Origin of the sequence: Microcystis sp. LE19-10.1B, from assembly GCF_027530565.1 — a bacterium.
Classification (GTDB): domain Bacteria; phylum Cyanobacteriota; class Cyanobacteriia; order Cyanobacteriales; family Microcystaceae; genus Microcystis; species Microcystis aeruginosa.
On the sequence record NZ_JAPZQM010000148.1, the window covers coordinates 1 to 12,199 of the forward strand.

Annotated in this window: 9 protein-coding genes; 5 read left to right on the plus strand and 4 right to left on the minus strand. The window is 45.7% G+C overall.

Translation table 11 applies throughout. From position 1 onward, the window contains the following. Positions 1-262: 262 nt before the first annotated feature. On the minus strand, positions 263-1,627 hold the full coding sequence (locus O9332_RS05205; RefSeq protein WP_288024107.1) for a collagen-like protein: 1,365 nt from the start codon (positions 1,625-1,627) through the stop codon (positions 263-265). Between the two features lie 206 nt (positions 1,628-1,833). Here O9332_RS05205 and O9332_RS05210 point away from each other — a divergent pair, with 206 nt between their 5' ends. Together O9332_RS05210 and O9332_RS05215 are read left to right on the plus strand one after the other, a co-directional pair. Beyond that, positions 1,834-3,123 (plus strand): glucose-1-phosphate adenylyltransferase, encoded by a 1,290-nt coding sequence (locus tag O9332_RS05210; protein ID WP_288024052.1) that lies wholly within the window; start codon positions 1,834-1,836, stop codon positions 3,121-3,123. Between the two features lie 414 nt (positions 3,124-3,537). After that, on the plus strand, positions 3,538-4,635 hold the full coding sequence (locus O9332_RS05215; RefSeq protein ID WP_287733163.1) for a patatin-like phospholipase family protein: 1,098 nt from the start codon (positions 3,538-3,540) through the stop codon (positions 4,633-4,635). A gap of 302 nt (positions 4,636-4,937) precedes the next feature. Here O9332_RS05215 and O9332_RS05220 read toward each other — a convergent pair whose 3' ends face one another. Genes O9332_RS05220 through O9332_RS05230 form a run of 3 tightly spaced genes read right to left on the minus strand, consistent with a single transcriptional unit; the run spans position 4,938 to position 6,817 of the window. Next, positions 4,938-5,456: a TolB family protein gene (locus O9332_RS05220; protein ID WP_002761947.1), complete on the minus strand. Its 519-nt coding sequence runs from the start codon at positions 5,454-5,456 to the stop codon at positions 4,938-4,940. Then, entirely contained in the window at positions 5,453-5,989 is a 537-nt protein-coding gene (locus O9332_RS05225) for a TolB family protein (RefSeq protein ID WP_002761945.1), read from the minus strand. The genes O9332_RS05220 and O9332_RS05225 overlap by 4 nt, the downstream gene beginning before the upstream one ends. 12 nt (positions 5,990-6,001) lie before the next feature. After that, positions 6,002-6,817, minus strand: coding sequence for a Ycf66 family protein (locus tag O9332_RS05230; protein ID WP_288024055.1), 816 nt, complete (start codon positions 6,815-6,817; stop codon positions 6,002-6,004). A 697-nt stretch (positions 6,818-7,514) separates the two neighbouring features. Between O9332_RS05230 and O9332_RS05235 the strand changes: the two genes are divergently transcribed. The 3 genes from O9332_RS05235 (at position 7,515) to cpcE (ending at position 12,161) form a co-directional block, all read left to right on the plus strand. Further along, positions 7,515-9,209 (plus strand): iron uptake porin, encoded by a 1,695-nt coding sequence (locus O9332_RS05235; RefSeq protein WP_288024058.1) that lies wholly within the window; start codon positions 7,515-7,517, stop codon positions 9,207-9,209. Positions 9,210-9,365: 156 nt separating this feature from the next. Continuing rightward, positions 9,366-11,141: a pyruvate kinase gene (gene pyk, locus O9332_RS05240; RefSeq protein ID WP_002761942.1), complete on the plus strand. Its 1,776-nt coding sequence runs from the start codon at positions 9,366-9,368 to the stop codon at positions 11,139-11,141. 207 nt (positions 11,142-11,348) lie between these two features. Next, a complete protein-coding gene (cpcE, locus tag O9332_RS05245; protein WP_288024060.1) occupies positions 11,349-12,161 on the plus strand; it encodes a C-phycocyanin alpha-cysteine-84 phycocyanobilin lyase subunit CpcE in 813 nt (270 codons plus the stop codon). Positions 12,162-12,199: the final 38 nt, after the last annotated feature.

Genomic DNA, 12,199 nt, shown 5'->3' on the forward strand with positions numbered 1-12,199 from the left:
CGTGCGCGTTGCGGGGGGAGAATAAATAAAAGCCATCTCCTAAGTAGGTAGGCGTTAAAAATTATCAGACACCACCCTTATCAAGGGGGGACTAAGGGTAGGGTTGATTCATGAATCAACCCTACTATGAATCAACCCTAGGACTAAGGGGGGATCGAACCTAAAATCTATTTTTAATTTAATTATAACCAGCTACTTAAGTTGACTATCTAAATTACTGGTTAACACTGCACCGGAGAAAGGAGAAGGGGACTTTTTTGACTTATCTCCGCAGGATATTTGATCCTTTAATCGTGTCGCGGATGACGATTTTTTGTTCTTTGGAATAACCAGCAAAAGAACGCGTAGCAAGTAACTCGATTTCTACCCCAGTACCCGATCGCAAAGATTCCACAGGTAAGGGTAATTGACCGATATCCAGAATAAATTGATTGCCGTCCTGTCGGACTAAATTAGCGGGCATATCTCCTTCATAGCGAGTGACAAAATCAGTTCTGGGACTGGTTTGCAGGTCGTCTGCTTGCCAACGGGTGATGCGATAACGCACTTTAAATTTAGTGCCGATTAAATTCGATTGGGAAGCTTTATCTTCGAGAAAAAGCCTTAAATCAGTACCATTTCCTGTAATACCTTTTGCTTCTAATTGGGTGACATCTCGTTCAAAAACAGCATTATAAACGACAAATTCCGTAACATTATTGCGTTTTTGAGTGGTTCCCTCGATCCAGAGGTCACTGGGGACAGTTACCTTCATTTCCTTTTGATCATCGAGGGTTAAAGTAAAACGCTGATTAGCAAACCGGTTAAACTCTTGGGGGGCATTCCAAATTAAAATAAAAGAACGTTCCGATCGATCTACTAAAATCCGATATTGATCATCGATCAGGGAACCGGGGGCAAATAAAGACACTGCCCCGGTGCGAGTTTCCCAACTATTTTTAGATAGAATATAACCCCGTTCTTTTAACTCCGAAAGGGGAACAGTTGCGCTCGGTTGATCGGCAGTTAAAGGGCGATCGATTTGAATTAAAGTTAACTGTCCTAAACGACCCTCGCGACCGTTACGACCACTATTACCCGTCGCCCCATCGAGACCATCCTGACAGCTAAATTCTCTGGTGGTACAGCTATAATTGGCATCACCCGGCCTACCGCTGCAGGTTTGAATTGTCCAGAAGGGTTGGGAACAGCGACAACCCTTGCCCCTCTGGCCTCCCTGACCCCCAAAACCCCCAGCGCCTCCGGCCGCATTGACCGTTACTTGTCTTAAAAAATCTAAATTAGTGGCATAGAGGGTTAAAGCGCCGCCATTGCCCCCATCACCCCCATCACCCCCATTGCCACCGTTACCACCACCGGCCGCCTGGAGATTTCTGGTTACGTTGCCCGGTTGACCGCTACAGTTGCCATCGCTGCCATTGCTGCCATTTTCACCATCGACCCCTTTTTGTCCTGAAATATCGAGTTTTAGGGGAGAACCATCGAGAAAAAGGGTTAAACTGTCACTATTTTTGCCTTGGCCGCCGACCTTGCCAGCTTTTCCGCTTTGGCCCTGTTTACCGAAAGTCTGTACATCGGAACCTTGGGCTAACCAAGAACAGCGATCGCCAGTCACCGTGGCGGGCATTAGGTACGGTAAAGGGATAAAAAAGGTGAATATTAATGATTTAGCCCAAAAATTCATGATTTTAGCGAATTTATCCGCAAAGACTCCGATCAATTCCCTCTTGATGACTTTTAGATCTAGATTTTTGTTTCCCCTCTATCAATAAGGTGCGCTATCATCCTACACTTACTTTGAGAAGGAAACAGCCAATCGCGAGGGTTACGCGCGTGAAAAAAGTATTAGCTATTATCTTAGGTGGCGGGGCTGGAACTCGCCTTTATCCGTTAACGAAACTGCGGGCAAAACCTGCCGTCCCCCTAGCGGGAAAATATCGCTTAATCGATATTCCCGTCAGTAATTGTATTAACTCCCAGATTGACAAAATCTATGTGTTGACGCAATTTAATTCCGCTTCCCTCAATCGTCACCTCAATCGTACCTATAATTTTACGGGTTTTAGTGATGGTTTCGTGGAAGTTTTGGCCGCTCAACAAACCATGGAAAATCCTCAATGGTTCCAAGGCACGGCCGACGCGGTACGACAATATATCTGGACGATGAAGGATTGGGATATCGATGAATATCTAATTCTCTCGGGAGATCATCTCTATCGCATGGACTACAGCAAGTTCATCGAACGCCATCGGGAAACCAACGCCGATATCACTTTATCGGTGGTTCCCATCGATGAACGTCGCGCCTCCGCTTTTGGGGTGATGAAAATTAATGATTCGGGGCGAATTGTCGATTTTTATGAGAAACCCAAAGGGGCAGAATTGGCAAGAATGCGGGTAGATACGACGATTTTAGGCTTAAATCCGGACCAGGCCCGTCAAAATCCCTACATCGCCTCCATGGGAATTTATGTCTTTAAAAAGAATGTTTTAATCGATCTGCTCGATGCCAATAAAGAACAGACCGATTTCGGTAAGGAAATTATTCCCTCGGCCGCTAAAGACTACAATCTTCAGGCTTATTTATTTAAGGGTTACTGGGAGGATATCGGGACGATTGAAGCCTTTTATGAGTCTAATCTCGCCTTGACCCAACAACCAAATCCCGCCTTTAGTTTCTACGATGAAAAAGCCCCCATCTATACCCGTTCTCGCTATCTGCCACCGACAAAAATGCTCAATTGTACGGTGACAGAATCGATGATTTCTGAAGGTTGTATTCTCAAAGAATGTCGCATCCATCACTCGATTTTAGGTATTCGTAGTCGAGTCGGCAAAGACTGCACGATCGAGGATACAATGCTGATGGGATCGGACTTTTATGAGTCTTTCCCCGAACGGGAAAGTCTCATCGGAAATGCCAAAGTTCCCATGGGTATCGGCCCTGGTTCGACTATTCGTCGGGCAATTGTGGACAAAAATGCTCGCATTGGTGCCAATGTTTTAATTGTTAACAAAGATCGTGTGGAAGAAGCTAATCGCGAAGATTTAGGTTTCTATGTTCGCAGCGGCATCGTGGTTATTTTCAAAAATGCCACTATTCCCGACGGGACGGTGATTTAATCTATCAGTTATCAGTTATCAGTTATCAGTTTTTCCATTTTTCTAGTTATTATCGCTTGGATATAGCCGCAGGCTGATGGCTTCAGCTAATTACCTAGACAATTCCCTTGAAACCATAAGTAGCTGGTTATAATTAAATTAAAAATGGATTTTAGGTTCGATCCCCCCTGCCCCCCTTAATAAGGGGGGTGCCGATCCCCCCTTAGTCCCCCCTTAATCCCCCCTTAATAAGGGGGCATCTGAAAGTTTTTAATACCTACCTACTTATCCTTTTCTAGAAGTGATGGCAACATCTACCGAGCAGCTCTTCTGAAAATCAGAAAAATTTCTATATTTTTGGCTCTGATTCTAGGTTTTCAATTAACCTTAAATTAAAAGCCTAGGGCTTAGATAGAAGCCATTCAAAGGATATTTATGAAAGCCAAAATTGCGATCGCTTGTCAGGGAGGTGGTAGTCAAACTGCTTTTACTGCCGGTGCCTTGAAAGCATTATTTGACAATAAAGTGCAAGATTACTTTAATATTGTCAGTCTCAGTGGTACTTCTGGCGGTGCTATCTGTGCATTTTTCACCTGGTATGCTCTCAAAAAAGGTGATAGCGTCGTTTGGAAAAGAATGATTGATTTTTGGGAAGATAATAGCGCTCGAACTCCCCAAGAAAAGCTATTTAATGACTCAGCTATTAAAGCTCTAGAATTAGCCAGCAAAGGATTAATTCCCCAGTATAATCTCAGTCCTTCCTCTCCAATTACTAAAACCTTATTTTCCCTAGCTACCTACGGTTTACGCGGTCGCTTTACCAACTTTGATCAGTTACTAAGAGCGCATATTGATTTCTCGGAATTAGCCACTTGGGGAGCTAAACCAGAACCACCAATTTTATTAATGGGGGCCTGTAATGTCCTGACAGGAAAATTAAGTAAATTTAACTCGCGCGAGGAAGCAGTTAAAATTGAACATATCCTAGCTTCTGCCTGTGTTCCTAACATTTTTCCTGCCGTCACCATTGAAACTATGGCCTACTGGGATGGACTATTTTCCGATAATCCCCCCATCCGTTCTTTAATTCGCCGTGAATTTGTCGGAGTCGAAAATATTCCCGATGAAATTTGGGTAATTAAAATTAATCCCACCTCTAGAGATAAGATCCCCGTGCAATCCGATGATATTGCTGATCGCCGCAATGAATTAGAAGGCAATGTTTCCCTATTTCAAGGTCTCGATCAGATTGACTTTCTCAATCAATTATTTCTCAAAGGAGCCTTTAAAGAAGAATTCTTGCGCGAGATCGCCTTAACAGAACCATTTAAAATTCCTAAATCTTTCCCGGAAGATCCCGATCAAGATTACCATATTCCTATGATCGAAATGTCGGCGGAATTAGCCAATAGTCTCAACTATGAAAGTAAACTCGATCGCTCTCCTGCCAATATCCAGCGTCTGATTGCTGACGGGGAAAAACAGGGAAAACAATTTCTAGAACATCGACTAAAAGCTATGGGTTTAAGATAATTTTTGAGGGTTCAAAAACGGCAAAAATAAGGATTAAATGGCATAAAATCTGTAAATATACCATTTATAGCGGTTTTCACAGAAGTGAGTCCCGATTGCAACGCTGAAACGCCTATCTATCAAGGGATTTACTATACCTCATTAGACTGAAAACCGCTATAATTGATTATTATTCATTCTTAATTCTCCTGACGACCGGCTACTGACGACCGGCTACTGACGACCGGCTACTGACGACCGGCTACTGGCTACTGACTCCTAACCCTAACAACAATTTTTGATTTTTATAAGAGGTCTAATGATCACTGATTTTCATTGACTAATACCCGTCCGGATAGATCGTAAATCATAATATCCCATTGCCCATTTTTTGCCGCTTCAAAAGCCACTTTAGAACCATCGGCACTGATGATCGGATTGCGTACTTCCGCGAGCAGATCGGGAGCAATTTCCCTTCTCTGTTGAGTTTGTCGATCATACAGATAAATAGCCGTTTTTCCCTGACGACTAGCAGTAAAAACGATATAACGACCATCTTCACTAATGGAAGGACTAGAAGCGATCTGATCGAGAGAATTTAGTCCGGGTAAAGGCAGTAAACGGCGATCGATGGCATCAAAAAGATAGATAGCTTGGGAACCATTGCGATCGGACGCAAAAACGAGATAGCGAGAGGCAAGATAGGGAGTTAATTCACTAGCAGCACTGTTTAAAGTTCTCCCCCCTCGATCGAAAGGAAAAGACAATAAACTGGGATAACCCGCACATCCAGTTAACAAACTAATTACAGCAACAAGACTAATAAAAAAATAACGTTTCACGGTTTGGGACTTTCAACGGGACTGCCATCGGCAATATCTAACTCGATATTCGGACCGCGATCGAGAACCTCCACATCCCATTGTCCCCGACGAGCGGACTCAAAGACAAGATAACGACCGTCGGGACTAAGACGGGGATTTCGTAACCAACCGCGATAATTTTGACTCAATAACTCAGAGCGATCGGTAATGCGGTCATATAAAGCGATGACGGGACGACCCTCAATAATCACCACATAAGCCAGATAACGCCCCGTTTGGCTTAAACTGGGGCTATCGGTAATTTCTTGACCCGTATATAATCCCCCTAGGGCTTGGTATTGTTTTGTCTGCAAATCATAAAGCAGCATCTGATTACTACCGCGACGATTAGACAGCAAAGCAAGCCAACGACCATCACCGCTCAGGGCGGGTTTTTCGTCATTATAGCGACTATTTAGGGTTCCTGTAGAGAAACCGGGGTTATTGAGATTACAACCGCCTATAACCCCTAAAAACAAGCAGATAAACAGTAAAAAGGGAGCTTTGGTCATCGGACCTACTCCTTAATAATCAAACCTAGTCGGATGATCATTACTCGACTCCCGTTCACTATTATCCGGTCTCTGCCAATCTTCTCGATCGCTCGTATCGCTAGGATCGATCGGTTGATAATCGACGTATTCCCCTTTAAATGGCGGATCATCCTCAATTATTGGGCGAGGACGACGTTTTTGTCCAGTGCGGGGCAATTTACTGCTCGTTTCTTCACTAGCGGGACGACGACGGGGACGGGGACTGGTTTCTTCCCAATCATCACCGCTACGGCGCTGATCATAAACATCTCGATCGCTAGTGGGGGAACTATTGCGGGGACGACGATTAGCCGTTTTGCGACCGCTAGTATCGGCCGGCCGACGGGTGCGGGTGCCGCGGGGTTCCTCGTCCTGATAACTAGAAGTGCGGGAAGAGCGGGGATCATCGTAACCGCGTAAACGGGGATTATCTTCGTAACGTTCCTCCGGTTCATAGGTGTCGAGGGGTTCTAATTCGGCCCGATATTCCCGACTCACAGGACGTTCATCCACAAAAGACGTGCCGCGGCGGGCCTGTTCCGTGGTTAAACCCCGCAATTTTACCGTCTCGAAGGCAAAAAACACCGCTGCCCCGGTCAGCAAAAATTGTCCGAATTGCAAAATCGGATCCAGTCGCCACCCTTGAAAAAGTAGAATTAAACCGCACAGTAAACCAACGGCGGCAAAAAATATATCATGATCCCTGGAAAGTTCCGGCCGCACCGAGCGCAGGAAGTATAATCCCGCTCCGGCCACTGCCAGAAAAATTCCTAAGATACTGGCCGAATTCAGCCCAAAATTGACCATCTTTATCTCCCTTCTCGGTGCTTAAATTCAAGAATCGAGTCTTTATCTATAGCCGTCAGTTTTCAGCAGCAATCTTGCTGTTTTTAACTCAAGGAGTCGATCTATATCCTGACCCCCAAGTCTAGCACTATATCTATCATCCTCGATTCTAACTTACTCGATCGAGCCTAGCTCACACAACTATTGTTGAGGAAGTGGGGAAGTGGGGAGACCACTTCGTGCGCGTTGCGGGGGGAAGTGGGGAAGTGGGGAGATTTTATCAGTGAACAGTGAACAGTAAACAGTGAACTGAAAACTCACATCTGATAACTGATAACTGATAACTGATAAGGCTGATATTTTAACAAAATCTTTAGGAATTGCCCATTGACAGGATTGACTAAATGTGATGTATGGGTTTCGGGCATTTTAACGTGATTTTTTGATCACTTTTGAGCGATCGCTATCGTTGGGAAGTTAATCGCCGAAAGTCTGAAAGGAGGGATTTTCATTGATGCACATCATGGTTAATTTGTAAAGTGCGTAATTCCTAATTTTAATAAGATCAGACAGAAATTTTTCTGTCATATCATAAAATTAACTTAACCTAGACAAGAGGGAATTAGCATAGAATGTGATTATAATTGCAGGCTAAACATATAGTCTGTTTGTATTCATAGTCCATTCAATCCATAGAAGAAGGTGTGAGGATTGACCCATGTCAAAACTATTCAAGAATTTAGTAAAGGTAACTCCTTTAGTATTAGGTGCTTCCGTAGCGGCTGCTGGCAGCGCAGTGGCTCAAACTATGCCTGGTACACCTCAACTCAAGGTTGATCCAGTAGCGCAACAACAACTCGATCGCATTCAACGCGCCCAAAATAGTCAGCAGATTAATACGGGTGTTTATCAGGGTTCCATGTCCCAGGTGACTAGCGTTAACCAACTGCGGGACGTATCTCCCACCGCTTGGGCCTACGAGGCATTAAGAAGTCTTGTGGAACGTTACGGTTGTATCGTGGGTTATCCCGACCGTACCTTCCGTGGTGATCGCGCCACCACTCGTTGGGAATTTGCCGCAGGTTTAAACGCTTGTTTAAACGTCATGGAACGTTTAATTCAAGATGGTGTCGGTGTACTCAGAGAAGATATCGATAAATTAAAACGTCTTGTTCAAGAATTTGAAACCGAACTAGCGGCTTTAGGAGCTAGAGTGGATAACCTTGAACAGCGCGTTGCTTTCTTGGAAAACAATCAATTTTCTACCACCACCAAACTCAGAGGCGAGGTCATCTTCAGTATCGCCGATAGCTGGGGTGGTCAAGCTTCCGTTACCAATACCGACGGTACGGTGACTGATGGCAGCAATCAAGATGAAACTCAAACAGTATTTAATAATCGGGTACGACTCAACTTTGAAACCAGCTTCACCGGTAAAGATTTGTTGAGAACCCGTTTACAAGCGGGTAACTTTAACAATACCTTCAACCAAAACGGACCGACGGTAACCAACATGACCCGTCTGGCATACGATGATGGCCGGGACAATGACATAACCATCGATGACTTGTTCTACCGCGCTCCCATCGGCACTCCCTTCGGTAACATCACCGTTTGGGTTGGTGCTAACCAGTTAAACCTAGATGACGTTTTCATCACTGCTAACCCCTTCCTCGCCGATAGCGGTACAGGTGCTTTATCTCGCGGTCAACGCTACAATAACATCGTTTTCCGTGGTCCTTCCGGTGTTGGTGCTGGGGTCAGATTCAACATTGGCGATGTTTTCCAAGTTACGGGAACCTACCTAGCCGAGGGTGGGACTAATGGTGCCAGCAATCCTAACCCTGGTAGCGGTTTATTTAACGGTTCCTACAGTGCGGGTGCTCAGGTTGGTTTCTCCTTCATCAAATTTGCCGATATTAACTTCGTTTACGTTTACAGTTATCAAACTGCAGCCAGTATGAGTTCTGGTTTATTCGGTAACGTCAGCAGCCCTCTCACCGAGCGTCCCTTCGGTAACGTTGGTACTACTGCTAACCGTTTCGGTCTTCAGGCGAGCGCCCAAGTTATCCCAGGAGTCTTAAATCTAGCGGGCTGGGCTGGTTACGCCGATGCTTCGGCCACGGGAGTTAATGATGCGATCGGAGACAATAACACTGGTATCTGGTCTTGGAACCTTAACCTCTCCGTTCTCGACCTCTTTGCCGAAGGTGCGGCGTTTTCTTTAGGTGGTGGTCAAGTGCCCCGTTCCGATAAAGAAAGCAGCACCTCTTACATGGTAGAAGCTCAGTATAAGTTCCCAGTCACCAAAAACATCCTGATTACCCCCGGTGCCTATGCGATCTTCAACGCTAACAACCGTAATAACGACACCATTTTTGTCGGTGTCCTCCGGACAACTTTCCGTTTCTAAGCTGAGTTGACGGACTTGGTAAATAAGAACGGTGGGATTTATAGATCTCACCGTTTTTTTGCTTTTAACTTTTCACTGGGTATAACCATTTATGAGAAGATGATCGGAGCGTCCCAAACGCTGCTATATTTACTTCGCCTATTTAGTTGCTTATCTATGCACTCTCTGTCTTTCCCCCGTCGCACTAAAATTGTGGCCACGATTGGCCCAGCCTCGCAAAATAAGGAAACATTACGTCAGATGATCAAGGCGGGGGCGACGACATTTAGATTAAACTTTTCCCATGGCGATCACGATTACCATCGTCACAGCATTAACCTGATCCGTCAGTTAGCCTTTGAACTCAATCAACCCATTGGCATCCTTCAGGATCTACAGGGGCCAAAAATTCGCTTAGGTAAATTTGCCTGTGGGTCGATTACCCTGAAACCGGGGGAACCCTTTATCCTTACTTCTAGGGATGTGGAATGTAATCAGGAAATAAGTTCCATTAGCTATCCCTCGCTGGCCCAAGAAGTCCCAGAAGGTTCGAGAATTCTCCTCGATGATGGTAAGGTCGAAATGCGGGTGGAATCAGTGGATCGTTTGAAAGGAGACCTGTCCTGTCGCGTGGTGGTTGGGGGTGTCTTATCCAGTAATAAAGGGGTAAATTTTCCCAACGTCTATCTGTCGGTGAAAGCTTTAACCGATAAGGACAAAAAAGATTTAATGTTCGGACTGCTGTGGGATGTGGATTGGATCGCCCTTAGTTTTGTGCGTAATCCCCAAGATATCCTCGAAATTAAAGAATTAATCGCCAGTGCGGGTAAATCTATCCCCGTGATCGCTAAAATTGAAAAACACGAAGCGATCGAGGAAATGGAGGAAATTTTATCCCTCTGTGATGGTGTTATGGTGGCTAGGGGGGATTTAGGAGTAGAATTACCAGCCGAAGACGTGCCAATCCTGCAAAAACGCCTGATTAATACCGCTAATCAGCTAGGCATCCCGATTATTACCGCCACTCAAATGCTTGACAGTATGGCCAGTAATCCTCGTCCCACCCGCGCCGAGGTTTCGGACGTGGCTAATGCGATTTTAGATGGCACTGATGCGGTCATGCTTTCCAATGAAACGGCTGTGGGTCATTATCCCATCGAAGCGGTGGCAACCATGGCCCGCATTGCCGAAAGGATCGAACGGGAACAGATAAATAGTGCCGCTCGCTCTAACAATAAACAATCGATTCCTAACGCTATTTCCTCGGCAGTTAGTCAAATTGCCGAACAATTGGGGGCAGCGGCAATTATTACCCTGACAAAAACCGGCTCTACTGCCCGTAACGTCTCCCGATTTCGCCCCAAAACCCCGATTTTAGCCGTTACTCCCCATCGAGAAGTGGCACAGCAGTTACAGCTAGTTTGGGGCGTAAAACCGATGTTATTGCTCGATTTACCCTCCACCAGCCAAACTTTTCAAGTGGCGATGAATCTCGCCCAGGAAAATAACCTCCTAGCGGATGGTGAGTTAGTGGTGATGACGGCGGGAACTCTGCAAGGGGTGGCCGGTTCCACGGATTTAATTAAGGTGGAAGTGGTAAAATCCCTTTTGGGTAAAGGTACGGGTATCGGCCAGGGTGTGGCTAGTGGCCGGGCGCGAGTGGCCCATAATGCCCGGGAAGTGGGTAGTTTTAGTAGTGGGGAGATTTTAGTCGTTCCCACCACCAGCGCCGAATATGTGGATATGATGCGGAAAGCTGGCGGAATTATCACCGAAGATACCGCGATGAATAATCACGCCGCTACTATCGGTTTAAAATTGGGTATTCCTGTTATTGTCGGGGTTAAAGATGCCACGAAAATTATCCGCGAAGGGGTGATCATTAGTCTCGATGCTCAACGGGGTTTAATTTATTCTGGTATTGGCAATGGCGCAGCAACTATGAAAAACTGAGTCAGTTATCAGTATTCTCCGAGACAGGAGTCAGGAGACAGGAGTAAGGAGTAAGGGGACAGGAGTAAGGGGACAGGTTTTATTTATTCTCCCCATCCCCCCACTTCCCCACACCCCACACCCCACACCCTACACCCCACACCCCACACCCCACACCCCACACCCCACACCCCACACCCTACACCCCACACCCATTTTCACTTGTCTATGAGCGATTCTTACTCTGCTGCCGTCGATAATCCGGCCTATACCGTTGAACAAGCGATCGCTAATATCCAGCAAAGAGAAGACCTAGGCGCGCGTTATTATGCTGCTTGGTGGTTGGGTAGATTTCGTGTTCGTCAACCGGAGGCGATTTCGGCCTTAATTGCCGCTTTGGAGGACGATAGTGATCGCACTCCCGATGGCGGTTATCCCCTGCGACGCAATGCTGCCAGCGCTTTAGGGAAATTAGATGATCTCAGTTGTGTTCCCGCTTTGATTGCCTGTCTCGACTGTGAAGATTATTATGTGCGCGAATCGGCGGCCCAGGCATTGGAAATGCTTAAGGATCGAAGCGCGATCGCACCTTTAGAGAAACTATTAGAGGGTGGCATCGAAGGGGCTGTTTTAGTGGCGGGAAAACCCCATTTAGTCCAACCTTACGAGGCGATTATCGAGGCATTGGGAACCCTGCAAGCGAAGGCAGCGATTCCCCTGATCGAACCGTTTTTAAACCATTTCGTCGAAAAAGTGCGTTATGCGGCTGCTCGCGCCCTCTATCAACTCACAGCTAACCCCCACTATGGCGATATTCTGATTAAGGCCTTGCAAGGGGAAGAATTACAGCTGCGTCGTTCTGCTTTAATGGATTTAGGTGCTACGGGTTATCTGCCGGCTGCCCCTGCGATCGCTAATACTTTGGCGGAAAATAGTCTGAAACTGGTTGCTCTCAAGGAACTTTTAGAAAACCATCTAAAAACCAATTCTAGCGGCGAAAATATCTCCGAAATTCTCACTTTAATGGATAGTTTATTGTAATTAATCATTGGTTATTTTGTATCTAAATTAAAACCGAT